A 22,851-nucleotide genomic window follows, 5' to 3' on the forward strand; every position below is an offset into this window, starting at 1 on the left:
AAGCTATGCACAATTCTACAAAAAGAAATGTATTAAAACGCCTATCTACCTTCTCTAGCCTTATTTTTACAATCATTATCCTGCTGGCTTCCAGCATTCAAACTCTTTGGGCAAAAGCCTCTCATTATTCAACCCATATCACAGGTACTGACCGTTTAACGGAAGATAACGGTCACCTGGAAGGAAAGGTGCTTGATGAAAAAGATCTGCCGCTTATCGGAGTTACCATACAGGTAAGGGAAAGCGGCTCCAATGAGCTCAAAAAAACAGGTACCACCAATATCGATGGTTCTTTTAGTATCAAAAGCCTGGTAGCTGGTAAATCGTATGATCTTACCTTTAGCTATATGGGCTTTGATAAGCAAACCGTTACCGGTGTACAAGCCAGCAGCGGTAATATGCTGCATATAAAAATGCTGCCATCACCCACCAGTTTAAATGAGGTAGTAGTAACCGCTCTTGGTGTAAAAAAGGGAGCCAACAAAATTGGTTATGCCGTGCAGGAAGTAAAAGGTGATGAACTGGTAAAAGCCCGTGACTCAAACCCTATTACAGGTCTTACCGGCAAAGTGGCCGGCTTATCGGTATCTATGAATGCCGAGCTATTAGGAACACCATCCTTATTGCTACGTGGTAACCAGATTACATTGTTTGTGATAGATGGTATTCCGATTAATTCAGATACTTACAACCTTAACCCAGATGATATAGAATCATTCACAGTGCTTAAAGGTCCTGCCGGTGCTGCTTTATATGGTAGTCGTGCACAGTATGGCGCTATCCTGATCACCACCAAAAAAGCCGGAAAAGATAAAGGTTTTACGGTAGAGCTTAATTCCACCACCTCTATTGATAAAGGTTTTATTGCCGAGCCTAAAACCCAGCACGATTATGGCGGTGGTATGTACGGCCAGTATGCTTATGCCGATGGTTTTGGCGGTGGCTTGCAGGATGCCCAGTACCAGTTATGGGGTCCAAAATTCCGTGGTCAGCTCATCCCTCAGTATGATGGCGAATACACACCTAATCAAACTTATACCACCACATTTGGTGATTTAACTTATACCGGCCACATCAAACCTGCACCTTATTTAAACCGTGGTTATGTGGATGGTAAAAACAACCTTGATCGTTTTATCAGGGCGGGTTTCCAAACAACCAACAACGTAGCCTTATCTGCCAGCGGCGAGAAATATGCCATGCGTTTTTCGGCATCAGAATCAAACCAGCAAGGTATAGTGCCTAATACAGGGCTTAACATTTTTAACTTTAATACTACGGCAAGCTACCAGATATCTAAAAGGTTAACCTTTAACGCCGACCTGAATTTCAACAAAACCTATTCAAATAACGTACCCGACGTTACTTATGGTCCTAACAGTTTAATTTATAACCTTTCTGTATGGACAGGCGGTGAGTGGAACGTTGATTCACCTGATATCAGGAATGTATGGGCGCCGGGTAAAGTAAACCAGGTAGCCATATTTCCGGAGCACGTACACTACAACAACCCCTGGTTAATGGTGGAGGACTGGACACGTAGTCATGATAAAACAGATATTAATGGCTACATGTCGTTAAACTTTAAGCTGGATGAGCACCTGAACATTACAGGCCGTTCGCAAATTACCACTTACTCATTGGTACGCGACGAAAAAATGCCATGGGGCGCTTTTACCTATGCCCGTACACTGGGGCAGGGTGATTTTCGCGAAGACAGAAGAAACCTGTTCGAAAACAATTCAGACATATTGCTGAACTATAACTATAACGTAGGTAACTTCTTCAACCTGTCGGGTTTGGTAGGTGGTAGTTTGCGTAATTTTAATTACAACTCCAACTTTACCTCTACCGATTATCTGGTTACGCCAAACGTTTACAACTTCAATAACTCGCTGAATGCCCTGATGACAAATAATTTCACCTCAAAAATGCGGGTGATCAGTGCATATGCTTCATTAGATGCCTCCATGGGTAAATATGCTACCATATCTGCCACGGGAAGGATCGATAAGTCATCAGCATTGCCTGAAGGGCATAATTCTTACTTTTATCCAAGCGTATCAGGAACCACCGTGGTATCTGATTATATAAGGCTGCCACAGGTAATATCTTTATTTAAACTAAGGGGTTCATTTGCTACAGTACACGGCGATGCTACTTCAACAACTATTGGTGCCACACCGTTCAACGTATACAGCACATTGAACGGCTCAACAGCTTATAGCCTTTTCTCTAACTTTTCACAGTACGGCAACAACTATTTAAGCCCGTATGGTGGCCCTGATTACTCTTTGCAAGTTCCATACAATCTTAACAAGCCTTATAATAATATTCCGGCCGCCAATTCATCAGGCAGCATTGTCGACCCGAACATCAAAACCTTTACCCGTACAAGTTATGAAGAAGGGTTTGATATCAAAGTATTGAAAAACAGACTGGGCTTAAGCACTACCTTTTTTCAATACATTGACGGACCGCAGATTTTAGCTAACGCAATTTCGCCAACATCAGGTTATAATACTTATTACATCAACGCCTTAAAAACCCGTAAAACCGGTTTGGAGCTTACACTTACCGCCACACCGGTAAAGCTGCATAACTTTTCATGGGATGTAATGACCAATTGGTCTACCTTTAAGGATGTTTATCTCGAACTGCCTCCGGGCCAAACTTATTACAATACCTTCTTTAAAAAAGGCGACAGAACAGATGTGCTGTATGGATCGGCCTTTGTAAGGGCACCAGACGGGCAAATTGTGTATGATGCCGGTGGTAAACCATTAAAAAATCCTATTAACCAAAATCTGGGTTTCATGAATCCTGATTTTATATGGTCTGTAAGTAACAGGTTCAGGTATAAAAACTTCTCTTTCAGCTTTCAGTTTGATGGCAGCGTAGGTGGTAAAATATCAGACCGTTTGTACTCTTTAACCATGCAGGGTGGTGCTAACATAGCCACCGTTGAAGGCGCCCTTGGCAAATCAAGACTTGATGATGATACCAATGCCGGTGTAGCTTCTTATAAAGGTACTTACGTAGGCGATGGTGTACAGGTAACTAACGGAACGGCTATCAAGTATGATAACTTTGGTCACATCACCAATTATAACCAACTGCAGTTTACCAAAAACACTTCAACCAGTACGGTGCAAAGCTGGGCCACCCAATATTATGGCCAGGTAGCAGAAGGATCATTAGTAAGCAAAACATATGCTAAGCTAAGGGAAGTACAAATAGGGTACGATTTTCCGAAAGAGTGGTTGAGGGGTATGTTGATTAAAAAAGCATCTGTATCACTGGTTGGTCGTAACCTGCTTTATTTCTATAAGGATAACAAATACAAGGGCATTGACATAGAGCAGTTCAATACGGCAACGCCTACATCAACACTGCAAACGCCAACAACCCGCCGTTATGGTGTAAACCTAAATGTTGTTTTTTAATATTCATGACTATGAAGATATATATTCAAAAAGTACTGCTGTTGTTGGTAATGGCAGCCATACTATCCAGCTGTAAAAAGAGTTTTCAGGATTTGTATGAAAATCCTAATAAGCCTACCAGTGTACAGGCATCTTTACTGTTAAACGGCATATTGAATAACATGCTGGAGGCACCTGGTGGCCAGCTTGACCGTACTAATCAATACCAGTTGCAAAACAACTCCTACTTTGGTAATAACCAGTACAATTTTGGTCCGGGCAGTAACCTGTATCCGGTTCTTACCGATGTTACCAATATGGAAAAGCAGAGTATAACCACCACTGCAGGTGCTTTGAACCCTTACACTGCTTTGGGCAAATTTTTCAGGGCGTACTTTTTTACCAAAATGAGTTTGCAAATGGGCGATATTCCGATGTCGCAAGCCTTGCAGGGCGCGGCTCAGATAAGCCCGGTTTATGACGCACAAAAAACGGTATTTATGAACAGCCTGGATCTGCTTGAGCAGGCCAATGCCGATATGACCACCCTGCTTAAAGGTACAACTACCTTTACCGGCGATATTTATTTTAACAATAGTTTACAAGCCTGGCAAAAGGTGGTAAACACCTACCGTTTACGTTTGTTGATACACTTAAGCAAGAAAGCCGCCGACCCTGATTTGAAGGTAGCTCAACAGTTTGCGCAGATTATTACCAACCCGACAAAATATCCCCTGATGAATAGTACTGGTGATGATTTAAAGTATACCTGGTTAAACCCAACTAACCGTTATCCTTTAAATAAAGAAACCTTTGCCAATGGCGCGCTGAATAACAGTGCCGATACTTATGTAGGCCTGCTTACTGCCGATAAAGACCCGCGTGTATTTATCACTACCGATCCTGCACCGGGTTTGGTAAGCTCGGGCTTAAGCCCAACAGATTTTGCCGCTTTTCAGGGTGGTAATATTGGTTTGGATATGGGTGTGCTGGCCAGCCAGAATGGTGGTGGTAAAATAAGCTATATCAACAGGTATCGCTATTACTCGGGTTACACCGGCGAAACAACCGCTCTTGTTGGTTACACCGAAATGTGCTTTAATATTGCCGAAGCTATTAATCGTGGATGGATAAACGGCGGCCCGTTAGGCGATGCCGAGGCTTACTATAATGCAGGTATTAAAGCATCAATGGCATTTTACGGCGTTCCGGATAAAGGCAGCATGACAGTTTATTCGTTACCGCTTGGCGTACCTGTTACCGGTCCTTATGTAAGCAATACCGTTAATGTAGATTACAACGCTTATTACGCGCAGCCGGCAGTTAAATACGCAGGCAATAATGAAACAGGCATCAGGCAGATCAATGAGCAAAAGTACATTGCCTTTTTCCTGAACAGCGGACTGGAGCCTTACTTTAACTGGAGGCGTACTGGCTACCCGGTATTTAAAACAGGTGTAGGTACCGGCAATAATGGTAAAATAGCTTTGAGGTATAAATATTTCGCTGCAGAGCAATCAGCTAACACGGCTAATTATAATGCTGCTATTGCCCAATATAATAATGTTGATGATGTTAATGGTGTGATGTGGATCCTGAAATAATTCAACAGGCTCGATGCCCCAATTATTGGTAACTATTAAAAAAGAATTAAATTAACAACTATGAAAAAAATATTGATCACGCTTGCTGCAGGTATTATGCTTACGGACTGCGCCTTTGCCCAGCAAAAATTAGATGTAGAAGGTCACCGCGGCGGTATGGCCCTGATGCCCGAAAACACTATTTCATCTATGCTGAATGGCGTTAAGCTAGGGGTAAGAACCTTAGAGCTTGACATGGTTATATCTGCCGATGGTAAGGTGGTGGTATCTCATGATCCGTACATGTCTGCCCGAATTATGCGCAAGCCTGATGGCTCTGATGTTGATGTATCAGAAGAAAAAAGCCTGGCCATGTACAAAATGCCATATGACAGCATTCGCAAGTACGATGCAGGCAGCAAACCTAATCCACAGTTTCCCAACCAGCCTAAGTTTAAAACTTATAAGCCATTGCTGGCTGATCTGATTGACAGTGTGGAAACCTATGTAAAAAAGAACAAGCTAAAACCGGTTTATTACAACATCGAAACTAAAAGTACGCCGGCTGGCGATGGTATTTATAACCCAAAGCCGGATGTGTTTGTAGAAACTGTAATGGTGGTGATCAACCAGAAAAAGATTGCCAAAAGAATAATCGTACAGTCGTTTGATGTCCGTACCTTACAAGTGCTGCACAAAAGCTATCCAAAGATCAAACTTTCATTGCTGGTTGGTAAAATCAATATAGATGAAGACCTGAAAACTTTGGGCTTTACACCTGATATTTACAGCCCTTATTACACCTTTGTTACCAAAGAAATTGTACAGAAAGCGCATGACAACAAAATGCAGATACTGCCATGGACGGTAGATCAGGAAAAAGACATGACCACCCTGGGCGATATGGGGGTTGATGGTATCATCAGCAATTATCCTGATAAGTTGGTACAGCTATTTGGCAGCTATCAATCAAAATAGTCTACGTATAGCATTTTAATAAAAAAGGGATAAAGCATTGCTTTATCCCTTTTTTATTAAGGCAAATGTTACGGAATTTTGTCCAGTGCCGGAACATTGCTTGCTGAACCGGCATACCCCTTGTTTTGATTGATATGCCCGTTAATGTTTAACTGGATGTCGCTGTTGGGGATTGGCCACAACACATGATAGGGTGATATGGTGAACGTATTACCGGAGTTGGTTACCACGCCCTTGTTATAAAAATCATTCTTCTCAATGATGCGGTCAAAAAAGAAATTTGATTCAGAGAAATTAGTCACATTATAGCTTTTGCCGGTATAGGATGGCTTGCCGGTTAAAGCAAAAATGTAAGCAATGCGGGTAAGCTCGGTTTTACGGGGTTCTTCCCAATAAAGCTCTCTGGCGCGTTCATCAAGCACGGTACCAATGTTAATTTTGCTGGCATCGGTAAGTGGTGCGGCTTGTGCTCTTGCCCTTACAATATTCAAATCGGCCATCGCGCTGTTCAGATCACCTTTCCATACATAGGCTTCGGCTCTTAATAAATAGGTTTCGGCCAAACGGAATACGTACCAGTCGGTATCTGTACCACGTGGCGGGCTCCAGAATTTATCAGTGGCGATATTGGTTGAGCTGATAAATACTTTGTAATGAGGCCAACCAAACCAGCAGCGTATGGTATCTCTTGGGCCATTTAAAAACCGGGTGGCAACGTTGGCGGCAGTCCATTGTTCCAGGTGTTTTCCGTACCAATCAGGATCAGATGTTTTTAAGGCCGGATTATTGTAAACCAGATCGGTCATATTCATCCAGTTTCCCGGAGCATGTCTTAAATCGGTATTGTCAGTCCAGATGTACTTTGTACTGTACGGTGTTCCACGATAGCGGCCTATCCCCCTGCCGTAATACAGTGTAAGTGGAATATCGGCAGTCACCGCATCAATAATACCGGCCTTGTTTTTACCTGGGGTAAGTATAGTGTTAGCTTGTGAGTAAAAAGGCGTAGTGTTACGCATTAACTGTGAGCCGTTCGCTGTGTTACCCTCCAGGTTATCACGATCAATCACCAGGTATAGTGCTTCGGTATTTGACGCAATGGCTTTATTGTCGGGGCGGTGCAGGTCCCAGATCACATTTTTGGTAACATCGGCGCCTGTACTGCCGAAACGTGCCGTCATTAAGCGATAAGGTCCGCCGTTGATCACGGAGTTGGCTGCAGTAATAGCATCATCAAATTTGCCCAGCGATAGGTCTATCTTGGTCAGTAAATGGCTTACTGCACCTTTGGTAACATCGCCTTTGTTGCCGCCATCGGTTACCCATTTTTGGGCAAATTCAAGGTCGGTTTTCATTTGCGTTAATATCACTTCGCGCTTTACGGTAACATAGGCAACATTTGGTGCGCTTTCTTCCTTAAAGGGACATGGCACATCGCCAAACTCATGAACCAGCCGGTAATAGCAATAAGCCCTGTGAAAATAGGCCCTGCCTAAAATGTCGTTCCTTTGGGCATCAGAGGTATATTTAACATTATCAATGCGCGAAATGATGGTGTTGGCGTATCGTACTCCCTGGTACCATTGTTTCCAGTACCAGCCAATTTTGTTGTAATCGTCGCTGTTCAAATTAGCAGTTGGGGTAATGCGTACATTCAGATCCTGTGCGGGCGTGGTTTTATCGGTAGTGCCTTCAACTGCAACATCCGAAAATATAGATTCGGTAAGCATCGGCGCAGAATCACCAAAAAACTCTGCTCTTAAATTTTTATTTAGATAGTTGAGCGCAGCCTGCATGGCAGGTACCGAGGTTAGGGTAAGGTCGGGCGTAAAATCAGAAAGGTCCTTAGGTTTAAGGAAATCCTTTTTACAGCTACCTGAAATTAGCACGGTTGCTAAAGTAATAGCTGCTATTATTTTTTTATTTATTGTTTTCATGTTGATCAGTTCAAATTTTTAAAATACTACGTTCACTCCTACTGAGATATATCTTGGCGTTGGGCCATCATTTTGTGGATCCCAAAAATCCCAGTGAGGAGCATATACCGCCGCATTGGTTACATTGGCATATAGTTTTGCACTCTGTATTTTTAAAGGAGTAAGCCATGATTTTGGGAAGTTGTAACCCAATGAAACCGTATTTAGCCTGATGAAAGAAGCCTTACGCCAAACATTGACCGTTGTACCGCTGGATCCTGAATTTAAGCGTGCATAGTCATTTATAGGGTTATTGGGTGTCCAGTAAGGCTGTACGTATGATGAGGTTCTGGAAATACTTACACCACCCTGGTTGTTAATGGCCTGGTTATATTGTCTCAACTGTCCCCAATTGGAGATCAGCAGAAACCCAAAATCAAAGTTTTTATAGATGTTGAAATCGTTTCGTAATGACCAGGTAAACCTTGGCGACTCATAGCCAATAAACTGTTTATCATCATCGGTATATTTATATTGATTAGGGCCGCTGTTTACCAGTTTTTGCAGTTTAAAATCGCCGGGAACCGCACCGTATTTGGCCGCCAGGTCTTTTTCATTGGTTTGCCAAACCCCCAATATCTTATAATCCCACACCACGTCGATGTCTTTACCAATAAACCATCCGTTGGCCTTGTCGTCGTTTTCAACACGACTTACCGTTCCGTCGGCATTGGTCACATCGGCAGCACCATATAAATGCACAATTTTATTACGATTCAGGAAAAAGTTAAATGAACTGTTCCAGTTAAAATTGCTGCTAACTATGTTTTTACTGGTCAAATTAAATTCAAACCCTTTGTTATTCACCTGACCAATGTTGGAGATTACACTAGTAAAGCCGGAAACCTGTGGTAGCGTTCTTTGTACAAGCAGATTGGTGGTTTTTTTGCTGTAAACATCAATTGATCCGTTTAAGCGGCTGTTGAATAATGCAAAATCAATACCGGCATTTAAAGATGTGGTACGTTCCCATCTCAGATCGGCATTAGCCATTCTGCTGATATAAAGCGCAGAATTTGCTGTGGCCGTACCGCCGGGAGTAACCGTAGGATATTTATCTGTTGTGATTACGGCAAGTGCCCTGTTGGGGTCAACCGTGCCATTACCATCCCTGATGTCGCGATTACCATTAACACCATATGATAAACGAAGTTTACCATAGCTTAGCCATTGAGTCGATTTCATGAAATCCTCATCAGTAAAAATCCAGCCACCGGCTACTGACGGGAAATTGTCGCTAGGATGCTTTTGCCCAAACAGGGAGTATCCATCGCGGCGGATAGATGCGGTGAGCAAATACCGCTGCATTAAGGTATAGCTGATACGCCCCAGATAGGCGTTGGCGGTAGAGTAGCGATCGTCGCTGCTTACAGTAGGTTTATTGCCTGCGCCAATATTATGAAAGCTCAGATCATCGTTAGGGCTAAAGCCTTCATTGTATTCATATGTATACCATGACTGATACTTTTCTGTATTGGCCAGGAGGGTAACGTCAATGTTGTGGATATTGTTAAATGTGCGGTTCCATTTCAATAGGTTATCTATCTGGTAATTGTACCTGTTTTCCATAGAGCGCTGAGCTTGTCCGCCGGGTACAGTTACATTAGGGTTGTGTGAGGAGTTATGATAAAAAGTGCGGTAGGAGTCATAGCTGGGTGTGAAATTGGTTTGAAAAGTAATGCCCAGTGGTAATGTTACTCTGCCGTAGATATTGGCAAACAATGTATTTTGAACATTCATGCTTTCATCATACTGTGTATTTAAAAACGGGTTTCGTGCATTTAACCCGGCATCATCGGTGGGTATTCTTCTTAAAGAACCATCGGGATTATAAAAATCGCCATAAGGAGAGTTGTTGGTAATTTGAGTCCAGTCAGCTTCTATGGTATGGGCCCGGTCGCTGCCCGGCAAGTTACTCTCGTCTCTAACAGCATATTGAGCATTAATACCAACCGTTAAAAAACTAGTAGCCCTTCCCTCCAGGTTTAAGCGGGCGCGAATATTACTATAATCGCCGCCGGCAATCAGGTTTTGATTTTTAGTATAGTTTAACGACATGTAATAATTAACATCCTCGCGTTTGCCCGTCATGCTGATGGTATGATCCTGCCGGAAACCATTACGAAAAACCTTATCGAACCAGTCGACTGTTTTGCCGGCCATATAATTAGCTCTTTCATTAGCTACCAAACCCAGCCTGCTTAACCATTGGTCAACCGGATCGCCTGTGGCTTTTGTTAATGCCATCCATTGATCAACGGTTACACCAGCTGGTAATTTTCTGGGATCGGTATATTCATAATCCGGGTTGTTAACATTGATGCTTCGCATCACATCCGCACGCCAGTCTAAAAATCCTTGCGGGCCGTATACTTTTTGCTCTTTCTCCAATTGGGCAATACCAAAATTTGAATTAAGGGTGATGATGGGCGGACCTGTTTTTCCCTTTTTTGTGGTAACGGCCACTACACCAGCTGCCGACCGTGAACCGTAAACGGCAAGGGCGCTGGCATCTTTCAGTACGTCTATTGATTCTATATCGTTGGGGTTTATGTCGGCAAGCTGACCTGGGTAAATAACCCCATCCAGTACAATTAATGGTGATGTATTACCAGTTAGGGTTGATTTTCCGCGGAGCAGCAAATCCCCTCCGCCTTTGGCCGAAGTGTTCATACTCACGGTAAGTCCGGGAATGTTGCCTTTAAGCACGTCGCCAATACTTGTGGGGTTTTCATTTTCAAGCTGAGTAGCTTTTACACTGGATACGGCCCCGGTAACATCCTTTTTTTGACGAGTTCCGTAACCAATTACTACAACCTCGTTCAGCTGTTTGTTGTCTTCAGATAAGGTAATGTTAATTTGGTTTCGGTTATTTACAGGCTGTTCCTGGCTGGTATATCCAACAATACTAAATACCAGTGTGGCGTTTGATGATGCACTAATGATGTAGTGGCCTTTTACATCGGTGGCAACACCCTTGCCCGTTCCCTTTACTTTAACAGTTACACCAGGCAAGGGACCTTTATCGTCCTTAACTGTACCTGTTACGGATTGATCCTGAGCCAGAGCAAGCTTGCTGCTGGCGAGGAAGAATAAAATAAGGAGAGTAATTTGTTTTCTCATAATTTTAATGGTATTAAATGGTTTAAGTGGTTTGCTTTTGATTGAAATGAAGCAGGCATACCTTACCCATGCAATGAGATATACAGATCTATCGTCAATAAACCTGTGTAGCTTTTACCCTAAAATTTAATAGATACAATACAGGAAACTTAAACCTCAGAATATTAGGTCAAGTCTGCTTGAAGATGATAGCATATAGCAGATACTATCATGCACAAATGCACGTTGTTACATAACAAAATGTGAAGATTTTTTCTTCATATTTGTATTGCTTATTAAAATTTCGGTTGAATTAGGCAAAAAAATTCCCGGCAACATTTAATGTTGTTGTTTGACTAAAAGGGAAATGAATTGATTTCGGTAGTGCTGAACCCACTGCCGATTTCTTTTTTGTTGGAGGCCTGATTTATTTTTTCATTGATCTAAGGTTTTAGTTTATTGGATGCCGCTATTATTCCACCTGTAAGGTAATGCCCAAACAGTATTCACGTTCTCGCAGGACAATGAAATTTGCAGGTATGGATATAAAGCAGTTTTATGGTTAATAACTAAGCTGTTTTATAATTAAATTAAAGCGCTTCTTATTATTTGTAATTGGCAAAATACTAAACTGTACTTACCAAAAATATCCCGGGAGATCAGGTTTTCATAAGTTTTAGCTGTTTTTATTTACGACAACGTTTTCGTTAAAATCCTTTGATTATATGTTTCTGATAAGTGTGAAATGCACAGATAAATAAATAGTTAGCGTGTTTTTTATGAATAACATAGGGCTTTAGGAGTCCTTATGTTAAAAGGTTTTATCATTGGGAGGGATTTATAAATATATTTCGTTAACCATATATGAATAAATAGGGTCATTAATCTATTTAATATACTGATCTTAAAAATTGCTGATGAATAAACCAGTAGCAAGTAATAACAATAAGATGCTGCGCAGATATCATAATAAATTGTTCAAATTATTTAGTGCTACCGTTTAGGCTGCTATAACAGTTTTCTTGCTTGCAAGCTTAAGTAGTACAAAGGTTAATAAGCCCGCTGTTAAACCGGCAACTATAGCAAGTGATACACTGCCATACAAGTATTGTTCCAGGTGAATACTGATCGACTTTAAGGAGATGTCGCCATTAAAAGGAATTTCGGTGTTTTTTTCGCCCATCCAAAAGCCGCCGGCTTTATAGCTTAAAAATATCACTGCCGGTATTAAGGGCGCAAAGCTGATGTGTGCGGCTAAAAGAACTAAGGCCTTATTTAACTTTAATAATATAGCCAATGAAAAAGCAACAATCAGCTGAAAGCCCCATATAGGTACTATACCCATAAATACACCAAAACCAATTGATAGTGCTTTAAGCTGCGCAGAGTGTTCGGGATTAAATAAATGGTTTTTGATGAATTGTTTTCCCCTTTCTTTACTGAAAAGGGACTTGAAAAAATATCCGGGATTGGCGCATACAGCTTTAAGCTTTTGAATCCCTGCTTTTATCTTTTCTGAATTATCCATCGTGTTTGATCCATATACGGTAACCGCCCGGTCAAAGTTTTTGAAATGCTTATTATAAAGCTTATTACAAATTTACCTTGGGTAACGTTAACAGATCTTTAAGTTTTTAATAAGTAACCACTTATGTTATGATGGCGGCAAAGGTAAATATCTTTACAATACCTTAACTAACCTGTTTTAATTTTTGGAGTGATTGAGTACTTAAAGTGATGGCTTGCTGGTAAACCTGACAGCTATAATGCACTGTACGAGCTCAATCTGTGTTAAATTTTTATTAAAAAGTTAGTCTACTAATTCTATAGTGCATATATTTGTAACAATTGTTATTATCGATCTAACCAATTAGTTCTTTATGGTAAATAATGAGGTCAGTCAACAAAAAAGAGGCAGCCTTTGGCTTTCTCTTTTTTTATTTCAGTCCTCTTCATTTTACTAATAAGACCATTGATAATGTATATCTAAGACAATACTTCCTCCAGCACATCCGCAGAGCGTATATTGCCGAAACCTTCAATATGCAAGGCGTAATATTCCAATAGTTTTTGGATCAGGTACCGGCGCTCATCATTACTCCATTTTAATTGTTGTATATTTTCAAAACTGCATTGCAAAAGCTGGTGAAAGTTTTGCGTATGAGGCGGTGATAAGTACAGCAGGTTATCGGGTTTGTAGTTGCTGAATGTGCCGTTCTTCATGTCAAAATAATCGGCCTGGCCGGCTTGATATCTATCCGGATAAAAGCCCAGATAGCGAGTAAGCTGAACCAAAAACAGCAGGTGAAAGTTGGCCACACTCCCGGGTTGGTGATCGAGCCACTCAATAGCACTAAATACAAAATCAAACAAATTTTCATCAGCCGATTGTTGCCTTATGGCTTTGTACAGCACTTCATTCAAAAAAATGACAATACAGCTTTTGATCACATCATAAGGGATACTTTGCAATACCGGCGAGTTTTTTAGCTCGGAAATTCGCTGCACGCTACCCGTATTTTTATGATAAACAACCAGGTCAAGCAGGTGCAGGGGCTGCAGCATATTGCGACCAATTTTGGCTTTGGGCTTTTTTGCACCATTGATAATGTATGATTGCAGGCCAAACTTTTCGGTAAATAGCTGTACAATAACGCTGCTTTCGCCATAGTCGGTTGCTTTAAATACAATACCCCGGGTTTTATGCAGCATGTTATACCAGTAAAAGGAGTTTCGGTATAAAAATGATACAGCCCGTAACTAATGCAAATACCGCGGCAATTACTACCGCTCCAGCGCTCACATCCTTAACATGGCCGGCCTTGATGTTATACGTAGGTGAAACCAGATCAGTAAGGGTTTCAATGGCGGTGTTGATGAGCTCGGTTACCAGAACCAGGGCTATACTGAGCGCTACCCATTGCCATTCGGCGGTGGAGAGGTGCAGCATGATTCCCAGGCCAATAGCAATAACCGTTGCCCCCAGGTGTATCCGGAAGTTGGGCTGGGTGCTGGTGGCATATTGCAAGCCCTTAAAGGCAAAGCCAAAACTGCGTATCAGTCTTCTCATATACAAAAGTACATTGTTATTGGCACTTATGAATTTGGTGGCCAAAAAACTTTTTAAACCTTAAATTTTAACACTTTTCGGGCTGAAAATGGGGCAAAAACGGCTCAAAAGCACTCGAAAAACATCGATTTTAACACTTTTTAACAAATTATAACATGGTTTTGATGGGTTTTAAAAACTTTAAAAAGTATTAAAATATTGATTGTCAAATAACTATCTGGTAAAAGGCCGGTTTTTGTATCTCTTTTCCCTTTAACACAACGGCCCGATTTTCCTTTTTTACAGGAAACCGGGCCGTTGTATACTTACAAATATACCAATTTTCTGAGGAATTATTGGTGGGGCAGATTAATGATTTAGGGACACGTTTTATACTTATAGTAGCGTATCCGTGGTAGCTGTTCCAGAGTATTTACTTAAATCCAGGCACACGGCTGATATTTGTTTTTTTTAATAAAATGTCTCATCTGTGTGGCATTTGTCATATATTTGCGCTAGTATGACCAGTCAGAGAATTATAGACAGTGCTATAACGGTTTTGAATGAGGATTTTTATGCTCCGCTGGATATGATTGCCGAAAAGGCAGGAGTAAACAGAAGAACATTGCATCGGTATTTTAAAGACAGAACCTCACTGATAGATGCCTGTTGGGCCGATATGATGCAAACCTGGCATCATGCCATGCTCAAGGCTTATAATAGCAGTACAGATCCTGTGGCGCAATTGGAGGAAATGTTATACGCGGGTATTGATTGCGGGGTGAAATACGCGTTTTTGAATACGCTTCAAACAAAGTATTTGAATGAAAAACCCAAAGCCGCTGAAAATGAAGCTTACGAACAGGCAAAAAACAACTGGTTTAGCCTTGTTCCGGAGCTACAGCGGCAAAAGCTGATCAGCGATAGTTTGTCTGTTGCCTGGATCCGTATGCTGTTTGTGAATATGATCAACACTACCATTCAAGCATTACAATCTGGAGATGTTGCCCCAAATGATATTAAAAAATTTGCCTGGTACTCTTTTAGCCGAAGCATAGGTTTGCCATAAACGCTGTTAGGTATTGGGTTAAATGATTACAAAAATTAACAATGATACATTCTTTTTTATTAATAGGTCAGTCAAATATAGCGGGGCGTGGTTTTATAGAGCAAGTTCCGCCCGTTTTTAATGAATCTGTTAAAATGCTGCGCAATGGCCGCTGGCAGGTCATGACAGAACCCATTCATAACGATCGCCCCTCGGCTGGCGTTGGTTTGGCGGCGTCTTTTGCCGCTGCCTGGCATATGAATAATCCCGGGGAAGAAATAGGCCTGATCCCTTGCGCCGATGGTGGCACCAGCCTGGATGACTGGGCAGTCGGCGGAGTACTTTTTGACAATGCGTTGGCCCAGGCTAAACTGGCACAACGCAGCAGCAAGCTCTCTGGTATTTTATGGCACCAGGGCGAAAACGATTGTTCTGCAGATGGTGCTGCGGCCTATGCCGAAAAATTTGACCGGATAGTTCATGAACTGCGTATGGAATTAAACGTGCCGGATGTTCCTTTGATTGTGGGCGCATTGGGAGATTTTTTGACAGCCGGTTTGTACGGCAGCTATTTTACCGCGTATCCATTGGTCAATCAGGCGCTGTTACAATATGCTCAAACGCGTAACCATTGTTATTTTGTAACGGCAGCCGGGTTAACAGCCAATGAAGATCAAATTCATTTTAACGCGGTATCACAAAGGGTACTGGGTATACGCTATTTTGAAGCATTTAATACTTTGACGCACATTACAACACCCTTACCGCAGGAGCATGACCTATTGCAAGCTATTTACAATAGGCCCTTTAGCCGGAGAGAAGAAACATTGCTATTAGAAAACCGCTTTGCATCCGGCAAAATAACCTTACAAGAGTTTCGGGAGCAACTGGTGCTTATTGCCGGGTAATACGCCATCGAAAGCCTCCCGTTGGTGTACGCGTGTACTTTCATCACATCTTCTCCATGTAACGTTGAATACACATACACAATACGCATACCAGCGGGGCAAGTATGGGCATTGTCTCCACTTATTATTTCAATGCCTCATTAATGGTCTTTTGCATCCAGTAAGGCAAGTTTATTGCAAAGCCCACAGTATGGAACGCTACTTTGCCTTCCTTGTTTAAAATTACGCTGGTAGGATACAGCTGTATTTTGTAGGTGTTAGCTATAAAACGGCCATCGTCAATGATATCATAATTAAAAGGTGTGGTTTTCAAAAAATCTGTTAGCTTATCACCTGCATCTAAGGCTATAGCCAGAAAAACTACATCCGAGTTGTCTTTATAAGTATCGACAAGTTTATTTAACTCCGGTATTTCCTGCATACACCCTGGGCAACCAATAAACCAAAAGTTCAATACCACCACTTTTCCATGTAAATCCTTCAGTTTTATTTTATTGCCGTTTAGATCGTGGGTACTGAATGATTCTATTTCTTGGCCGGTTGTAAACTGTTCCGATTCACGGGGTTTGGGGAGTGCGGCTATGTATCGGTCAAGTGCTTCCTGCTGAGTTTTTGTTCGTTGAGCAGGGGGTACATCCTCTACTCTGGTTTTAACCGCGTGGAACCTAGTTTCGCCAGGCGCTTTTTTCACGATGGTAAAAGAAGTTTGTGGGTCGTCCATATTATCGGGCCACAAACACAAGTTTTTTTGCTTAGCGAGTAAGCTATTCCATTCCTGATAGGTATAAAGCTTACCTGTTGAATCTTTCACTACGGTTTTTTGGTTAAGCTTAAAATCCTGTACAACTAGCTTTCTTTTTTTTACTGTATCCTGAGCATTGGCCGTAAAGCCTATGGTGATGAATAAAAGTATCAGGTATATATATTTCATGTTAGTCTGTAATACTTATTTTCTTTTTGGTTTGCATAAACCAAATGCATGTACCGGCTGGATGTCTTTTTTGCCAATCATAGATCAAGCTCAACTAATTTGTTATAGTTCCTGTTTTACCTTGTTTGAATACCGCAATTACCCAAACTATAATAAATGGAACTAGTAAAAATGCTACAGCTCCGCCAACTATGAAATAAAGCAATACAAATATTGCAGGTGCTATCATTAATAAATGTCTAAAATATTTTACTTTAGTTAAAAAGGGCAAAATAACTATTACCATATGCACCACCAGTAATAGTGCCCATTCGATGATTTCTATTTTCGTGAATATACCCGTCTTAATCATATCTATTACGCTTGGAAATTCAAAATTATATAACGAACTCCACACACCATTAATTGATATGCCCACAAAGAGCGATAAAAATATCATTAAAATCAAGAGAACTTTCATATCGTATAAGGCTTTATTAATTGGATACTCCATGACTTTGAGGTGCCGCAAGTATTCCGCTGTGGTCATGTACAGGGGAATGCTCCGACTAGATATAAAAATAAAATCTAATCTTTAATAATCTAATTTTTAGGGCGATAAAGCCTATCATAATAACCGGGTATATCTTCTATGATGTCGTCTCGCCATTTACAAATATTGTCGGCCATTCCTCCCTTTGGAGCTCTATCAGGAAACTTCTCATTTATAGTGATATAGCCATGGGGTTTCCCACTTCTATCTAATATGACAGGAGGATATTTGGCGTTTTTATTAAAGGGAGAAAAGTCACTTGTCTTACTGCCGTATTTACCATCAGGGTTCCATATGGAATTAGCGTTGTGCATAGAACCATAATCACCAAAAGAACTCCAAATCGAATTTGAATCTTCCGTATTACAGCTCATACAACCCAAAAATTGGTCATGTTTTTTCCCCCCGTAAATTTTTAACTGTGCCTTTGTATTAAGCGATGTAAAAACGATGAAAGTAAATAATATTGTAAGGTGTTTCATGGCTGCTTTTATTTTATGGTTGACATTTGGTTCCAACGGAAGTCTCCAGCTAGCGCACGCTTGTGGTTAGTTATGATTAGATAAATTTTTTCATTGCGTATGGCTACAAGCAGGGCACTTTCGGTAGCAAAGGATGTAAACCGATAGCTTGCTATTGTTTTTACTCCATTGAACCTGAACTAACTTGAATAGGACTTAATAATATTCCATCCAAAGCCTGAAGTTCATTGCCGTTAAAGTTTAACATATCTAAGATGGCATCATCTATATGATCCATTTTTCCCGAAATCATTACATGAGTGTAATAAAAATCTAACCTCTCCTGTAATGTGGGAGACTCGTTAGTAAATCGAGGAAAGTTACAACCTGCCTGATAAAAGTAAATAAATGGTTGGATTATCGTCCTGCCAGATTTTTTTAATGTATTTATTAACGCCACATCCTTTTGTAAGGAGCTTATAGACTGCCTTAAGGCGCTAATTATAAATGCAGTTGAATCTTTACTAAAAGCCAGTTCACTTATTTTGCCTTCCTTATTAATTCTAAATTTAATAAAAATGCAGCCTCGTCTGCAGGTTTTTGACAGAATAATTGAATCTGGATGATAATTATTAAATAAACATTTATTAACGTGTTCGGAAATTTCAACATTGTTTAATTCTCGTGTTTGCGCCGATAAACCTAAAGAACTTATCAAAAGTATTGATATAATAAAGATTGATTTTATTTTCATGATTATTTATTGCAAGGTGTGCCATATATGCCAGCTCTTTGATATTCATAGTTTGCTTGGTTGGTATTATAACTATTTAGTAAAGATTGGTATGCATTAGCGTCTTTATATACATCTTTCATGCCGTTTAAAATTATGGCATAGGCATCAGGATCAGATAAAGTGGGATATAGTCCTTGAACAAATGTTTTGATATCACCAACATATTTTTGAGCTATTGCTTGATGTTGTTGTAGTGCCAGTCCATAATACTCCTTATTGTAATTCATATAAGCATGGAGAATCTCGTGTATTGCAATAATGGTTTTAAATTCCATACTTGCATCTTTTAACTGGCCCATATTCAGATTAATAGTTTCATTATATGCACCATTTGCTTTTATTGGTAGGTCTGTTATAGCTGGCGGTGCATTGGGGCTAGTATCACTATAATCCTGAAACGTTAAGTTAACTCTATCAGAGCTATTAAAAACATCATTGATAATAAATGCTATTTTTCCGGATAAGTTGCTGTTTATCATGACATCTAAAGTTGTTTTTAAACAGGAATCTTTCACATCATTTATTACTATGTTGCTAACCAAAATCGGGCAAGTTCCGGGATCTGGTTCCGGAAAACCGCCGGGATCTGATGGCGGGTCTGTCGTTCCGGCTGGTGTACAATGCGGTTTGGGTGGAGGCGGTTTATTTCCTCCGCCACTACTGCTACCACCGCCACCAGGCTCGCCAACGCCTGTACAGGTAGTGTAAAGATATACCTCGCTTACTAAAACGCCATTTTGATAGCTGTCTAAATACCAGGCTATGCAATTGACCTCCACATTTGTTTTTTTGCCGTTAGTTTGAACACTTTGTACTTTGGGTTTATCTGTTTGCTGGTTTGCTGATGCAGGTATGAGCTGCCCATTTTTATAGGCATATCCGTCTACATATTCGCCCTTGGGTGTAAAATAAAGTACCGATCCGCTAAAGTCGGCATCGTGTTTACGATAGGAATTATGTGACAGCTTGCTCAGATCATTGTTTACATAAGCCGAGTCGGCAGTGACCATCATTACATAGGCCTCGTACTTTTGGCCATCATTCAACAACAAAAAATAATTTCGGCTGTAGCTTTTATTCGATTTAACTGTCCCAATTAACAAGGCTGTTTCAAATTTAGCACCCGGGTCAACCGGCATCTCAATCACCTGTTTATTGAACCTCGAATAGCTGACAGCATGTTGCCAATCGGGTTTTATCCATTGGCTTAGGTCGGTAGTTGGGGTGGAAGCCTGAGTCCCCAATTTATTATTCATTGGATAGGTATTTTCATACCAGGTTTTGGCTTTTATAACCGTAGGGTCGGAAGCTGCACTTTGCTGATCTGCATGTAAATCTTTTTTACAACTGTTAATCACGGCGGCTATTAAACAAACTGAAATAAATATCAATAAGAAATGAAACTTTTTGAACGAGGGTTTAGGCATAGGAGCAATTTGTTTATTCTTTAAAATAACACCGCTGAATATGTAGTTAATATTTTAACGTGACAATAGGTGAAAACACGGTATTTAATGCATGCAAACCTATAAGAACAATAGCCCATATACTTAGCGTTTTTTGAACGCTTATGCATGCGGAGGCAAAAAACTTAATGATCAAATTTACTCCCATCTGCTATAAGTAAGCCTGTAAATTAACATTTTGTCACAATGTCAATATCTTGCGTGGGTGGGTAAATCAAATTTCGTAGTTTAGCGGCGCCCTTAATGTCACTCAAATGTTCTGGAAACATACCGCTTCTTTTATCCTTAAAAACAGACTCATCGTATTTATCTGCGTTTTAGCACTGAGTGCTTTTATGGGGTTTGAGGCGTCGAAAGTAAAAATAACCTTTAACGGGGGTAAAGTACTACCCGTTACCGATTCGGCCTATATCCGCTATAATCAGTTTAAACAAACTTTTGGTCAGGATGCCTCCTCAATGGTGCTGGGCATCAAATCTGACAAGATATTTGATAAAGATGTGTTTAACGATTGGTTCCTGATTGGCAAGCAGCTTAAACAGATCAATGGTGTAAAGGCCGTGGTTTCAGCTGCTAACGTGTACAATTTAGAAAAAGATACCCTGCAGCATCGTTTTGTGGTAAAGCCATTAGTTACCGGTGTGCTGCCTTCGGTACAGGCGGTTGATAGTGTAAAGCAACAGCTTTTAAACCTGCCATTTTATAAAGGAGTGGTATTGAGTAACGATGGTAAGTCGACCTTAATGGCTATTACTTTTGATGATAAAATAATCAACACACCCAAGCGTGTGCCTGTTATTAATAAAATGCTTCAGCTGGGGCAAGCTTTTGAGCAAAAGCATGGCATTAAGGTACATTACTCGGGGCTGCCGCTCATCCGTACCGTTGTAGGCGATTTAGTGGCGCATGAGTTTTCCATGTTCCTGGGGCTGTCTATATTAATTACGGCTATCATTCTGCTTATCTTTTTCCGTTCGTTTTTTCCGGTAATATTCCCTGTGCTTATTGTGGTGCTGGGGGTACTGTGGAGCCTGGGCATCCTGTATATGATGCACTATGAAATGACCATTTTAACCGGCATCATCCCGCCGCTGGTGGTGGTTATCGGTATCCCGAACACTATTTTTATCCTCAATAAATACTACCACGAGTTTGAAATATCGGGCAATAAAATGGATGCTTTGGCCATAGCGCTCGAAAAAGCAGGTATCACTACTTTTATTGCCAACATTACTACTGCCATTGGTTTTGGCGTATTGTGCTTTACCAACAGCGAACTCTTGACCCAGTTTGGTTTGGTGGCTTCGCTGGGGATACTATCCACCTTTGCTTTGAGCCTGATATTGGTACCCATTGTATTCAGTTACCTGCCGGCACCAAAAAAGCAAACCGGTATTAAGGATAGTAAATGGATGAAAGCTTTATTGATTAAGCTGGATACCCTGGTGCATCAAAAACGTAAAGCTATCTATATCATTACGCTGGTGCTGGTAGTTATCTCGGCGGTGGGCATTTATCACATCAATATCAATGGTTATGTGGTTGATGACCTTCCGCAGCATAATAACACGCTGGAAGATCTGAAGTTTTTTGAATCGAATTTTAACGGAGTATTGCCGCTTGAGGTAAGTATCGATACCAAACGGAAAAATGGTGTAGTGAACCAGGCGGTGATCCGCAAGGTAGAGAAACTGGAAAAGCTGATCTCCTCGTACCCGCAATTCAGCCGTTCCATTTCCCTCATCCAGGTATTAAAATTCTCTACCCAGGCATTCTATGGCGGCAACCCGGAATACTATCGTTTGCCCGATGGTTTGGAGCAAAATTTTATACTCAACTACGCCGCTAATTCGGGTAAAAATACATCTGGAGCGCTGAATACCTACCTGGATAAGGATCACCGGATAACCCGGGTAACCTTTGAAATGGTGGACGCCGGGTCAAAAAAAATGAACGTGGTACTGGCCGAGCTGCAACCCCGTATCGATTCGATATTTAACCCTAAAAAGTTTCATGTAGAGCTTACCGGCTCCAGCATTATTTTTATAAAGGGTACCAATTACCTGCTTAAAAACCTGTACGAAAGTTTGGCCTGGGCTATTTTTCTGATAGCCGGGGTGATGTGGATATTATTCAGAGGGGTAAAAATGATAGCCATTTCGCTGGTGCCCAACCTGGTACCGCTGATTATTACGGCAGGTATCATGGGCTTTTTTGGAATCCCATTGAAACCATCAACCATATTGATATTCAGCATAGCGATGGGTATCTCGTCCGATCAGACTATTTATTTTATTACCCGTTACCGTCACGAGCTGCGTTATACACGTAAAGGGATATCGCGCATTGTGTCTGATACCATACGCGAAACCGGGGTAAGCATGATATTTATCGCTACGGTACTGTTTTTTGGTTTCGGCATATTCGCGGTATCCAAATTCGGCGGCACCGTAGCTCTGGGTATATTATTATCCATAACGCTGCTGGTAGCCATGATTAGTAACCTCACGCTGCTTCCTGCTTTTTTACTGAGCCTGGATGGCGGTGTCGATCGTAAAAAAATAAAAGGACCGGATATTGAGGAGTAACACCTCTC

Annotated in this window: 16 protein-coding genes; 6 read left to right on the forward strand and 10 right to left on the reverse strand. The window is 41.0% G+C overall.

Annotated features, from left to right (window positions below; translation table 11 throughout):
- Positions 1 to 5 precede the first annotated feature (5 nt).
- The 3 genes from G7092_RS21915 to G7092_RS21925 are packed head-to-tail and all read left to right on the forward strand — an operon-like array spanning position 6 to position 5,986.
- Positions 6 to 3,446 carry a SusC/RagA family TonB-linked outer membrane protein gene (locus G7092_RS21915; protein WP_166092549.1) on the forward strand — a complete coding sequence of 1,147 codons (3,441 nt, stop codon included), beginning with the start codon at positions 6 to 8 and terminating at the stop codon, positions 3,444 to 3,446.
- Positions 3,447 to 3,457: 11 nt separating this feature from the next.
- Positions 3,458 to 5,029, forward strand: coding sequence for a SusD/RagB family nutrient-binding outer membrane lipoprotein (locus tag G7092_RS21920; protein WP_166092552.1), 1,572 nt, complete (start codon positions 3,458 to 3,460; stop codon positions 5,027 to 5,029).
- Positions 5,030 to 5,089: 60 nt separating this feature from the next.
- A complete protein-coding gene (locus G7092_RS21925; protein WP_166092554.1) occupies positions 5,090 to 5,986 on the forward strand; it encodes a glycerophosphodiester phosphodiesterase family protein in 897 nt (298 codons plus the stop codon).
- Between the two features lie 68 nt (positions 5,987 to 6,054).
- Here the strand turns inward: G7092_RS21925 and G7092_RS21930 are convergent, their stop codons facing one another.
- The 5 genes from G7092_RS21930 to G7092_RS21950 form a co-directional block, all read right to left on the reverse strand.
- On the reverse strand, positions 6,055 to 7,923 hold the full coding sequence (locus G7092_RS21930) for a RagB/SusD family nutrient uptake outer membrane protein (protein ID WP_166092556.1): 1,869 nt from the start codon (positions 7,921 to 7,923) through the stop codon (positions 6,055 to 6,057).
- An 18-nt stretch (positions 7,924 to 7,941) separates the two neighbouring features.
- Positions 7,942 to 11,085 carry a SusC/RagA family TonB-linked outer membrane protein gene (locus tag G7092_RS21935; RefSeq protein ID WP_166092558.1) on the reverse strand — a complete coding sequence of 1,048 codons (3,144 nt, stop codon included), beginning with the start codon at positions 11,083 to 11,085 and terminating at the stop codon, positions 7,942 to 7,944.
- A 979-nt stretch (positions 11,086 to 12,064) separates the two neighbouring features.
- Positions 12,065 to 12,592, reverse strand: coding sequence for a DUF2062 domain-containing protein (locus G7092_RS21940; RefSeq protein WP_166092560.1), 528 nt, complete (start codon positions 12,590 to 12,592; stop codon positions 12,065 to 12,067).
- 458 nt (positions 12,593 to 13,050) lie between these two features.
- The gene (gene recO, locus G7092_RS21945) at positions 13,051 to 13,776 is read right to left on the reverse strand and encodes a DNA repair protein RecO (RefSeq protein ID WP_166092562.1); all 726 of its coding nucleotides are present in this window, start codon (positions 13,774 to 13,776) and stop codon (positions 13,051 to 13,053) included.
- A 1-nt stretch (position 13,777) separates the two neighbouring features.
- Positions 13,778 to 14,134, reverse strand: a complete 357-nt coding sequence (locus tag G7092_RS21950; protein ID WP_166092565.1) for a diacylglycerol kinase family protein — start codon at positions 14,132 to 14,134, stop codon at positions 13,778 to 13,780.
- A 499-nt stretch (positions 14,135 to 14,633) separates the two neighbouring features.
- On the opposite strand from G7092_RS21950, the gene G7092_RS21955 reads away from it, so the two are divergent.
- A complete protein-coding gene (locus tag G7092_RS21955; RefSeq protein WP_166092567.1) occupies positions 14,634 to 15,182 on the forward strand; it encodes a TetR/AcrR family transcriptional regulator in 549 nt (182 codons plus the stop codon).
- A 41-nt stretch (positions 15,183 to 15,223) separates the two neighbouring features.
- Positions 15,224 to 16,069 (forward strand): sialate O-acetylesterase, encoded by an 846-nt coding sequence (locus G7092_RS21960; protein ID WP_166092569.1) that lies wholly within the window; start codon positions 15,224 to 15,226, stop codon positions 16,067 to 16,069.
- Between the two features lie 124 nt (positions 16,070 to 16,193).
- Here the strand turns inward: G7092_RS21960 and G7092_RS21965 are convergent, their stop codons facing one another.
- From G7092_RS21965 to G7092_RS21985, 5 genes are all read right to left on the reverse strand, one after another.
- Positions 16,194 to 17,000 (reverse strand): TlpA family protein disulfide reductase, encoded by an 807-nt coding sequence (locus tag G7092_RS21965; protein ID WP_166092571.1) that lies wholly within the window; start codon positions 16,998 to 17,000, stop codon positions 16,194 to 16,196.
- Positions 17,001 to 17,094: 94 nt separating this feature from the next.
- A complete protein-coding gene (locus tag G7092_RS21970; RefSeq protein WP_166092574.1) occupies positions 17,095 to 17,460 on the reverse strand; it encodes a hypothetical protein in 366 nt (121 codons plus the stop codon).
- 122 nt (positions 17,461 to 17,582) lie between these two features.
- Entirely contained in the window at positions 17,583 to 18,014 is a 432-nt protein-coding gene (locus tag G7092_RS21975) for a hypothetical protein (RefSeq protein ID WP_166092577.1), read from the reverse strand.
- A gap of 160 nt (positions 18,015 to 18,174) precedes the next feature.
- Positions 18,175 to 18,747, reverse strand: coding sequence for a hypothetical protein (locus G7092_RS21980; protein ID WP_166092579.1), 573 nt, complete (start codon positions 18,745 to 18,747; stop codon positions 18,175 to 18,177).
- Between the two features lie 2 nt (positions 18,748 to 18,749).
- Complete coding sequence (locus G7092_RS21985) at positions 18,750 to 20,216, reverse strand: hypothetical protein (protein WP_166092581.1); 1,467 nt, start codon at positions 20,214 to 20,216, stop codon at positions 18,750 to 18,752.
- A 293-nt stretch (positions 20,217 to 20,509) separates the two neighbouring features.
- Between G7092_RS21985 and G7092_RS21990 the strand changes: the two genes are divergently transcribed.
- Positions 20,510 to 22,843: an efflux RND transporter permease subunit gene (locus G7092_RS21990; RefSeq protein ID WP_166092584.1), complete on the forward strand. Its 2,334-nt coding sequence runs from the start codon at positions 20,510 to 20,512 to the stop codon at positions 22,841 to 22,843.
- The last annotated feature ends 8 nt before the right edge of the window (positions 22,844 to 22,851 follow it).

This window comes from Mucilaginibacter inviolabilis (assembly GCF_011089895.1).
Lineage (GTDB): Bacteria > Bacteroidota > Bacteroidia > Sphingobacteriales > Sphingobacteriaceae > Mucilaginibacter > Mucilaginibacter inviolabilis.

Bases quoted from the DNA above. Each gene is read 5' to 3' on its own strand.
- G7092_RS21915 (WP_166092549.1), top strand. From the start codon at position 6: ATGCACAATTCTACAAAAAGAAATGTATTAAAACGCCTATCTACCTTC.
- G7092_RS21920 (WP_166092552.1), top strand. From the start codon at position 3,458: ATGAAGATATATATTCAAAAAGTACTGCTGTTGTTGGTAATGGCAGCC.
- G7092_RS21925 (WP_166092554.1), top strand. From the start codon at position 5,090: ATGAAAAAAATATTGATCACGCTTGCTGCAGGTATTATGCTTACGGAC.
- G7092_RS21930 (WP_166092556.1), bottom strand. From the start codon at position 7,923: ATGAAAACAATAAATAAAAAAATAATAGCAGCTATTACTTTAGCAACC.
- G7092_RS21935 (WP_166092558.1), bottom strand. From the start codon at position 11,085: ATGAGAAAACAAATTACTCTCCTTATTTTATTCTTCCTCGCCAGCAGC.
- G7092_RS21940 (WP_166092560.1), bottom strand. From the start codon at position 12,592: ATGGATAATTCAGAAAAGATAAAAGCAGGGATTCAAAAGCTTAAAGCT.
- recO (WP_166092562.1), bottom strand. From the start codon at position 13,776: ATGCTGCATAAAACCCGGGGTATTGTATTTAAAGCAACCGACTATGGC.
- G7092_RS21950 (WP_166092565.1), bottom strand. From the start codon at position 14,134: ATGAGAAGACTGATACGCAGTTTTGGCTTTGCCTTTAAGGGCTTGCAA.
- G7092_RS21955 (WP_166092567.1), top strand. From the start codon at position 14,634: ATGACCAGTCAGAGAATTATAGACAGTGCTATAACGGTTTTGAATGAG.
- G7092_RS21960 (WP_166092569.1), top strand. From the start codon at position 15,224: ATGATACATTCTTTTTTATTAATAGGTCAGTCAAATATAGCGGGGCGT.
- G7092_RS21965 (WP_166092571.1), bottom strand. From the start codon at position 17,000: ATGAAATATATATACCTGATACTTTTATTCATCACCATAGGCTTTACG.
- G7092_RS21970 (WP_166092574.1), bottom strand. From the start codon at position 17,460: ATGAAAGTTCTCTTGATTTTAATGATATTTTTATCGCTCTTTGTGGGC.
- G7092_RS21975 (WP_166092577.1), bottom strand. From the start codon at position 18,014: ATGAAACACCTTACAATATTATTTACTTTCATCGTTTTTACATCGCTT.
- G7092_RS21980 (WP_166092579.1), bottom strand. From the start codon at position 18,747: ATGAAAATAAAATCAATCTTTATTATATCAATACTTTTGATAAGTTCT.
- G7092_RS21985 (WP_166092581.1), bottom strand. From the start codon at position 20,216: ATGCCTAAACCCTCGTTCAAAAAGTTTCATTTCTTATTGATATTTATT.
- G7092_RS21990 (WP_166092584.1), top strand. From the start codon at position 20,510: ATGTTCTGGAAACATACCGCTTCTTTTATCCTTAAAAACAGACTCATC.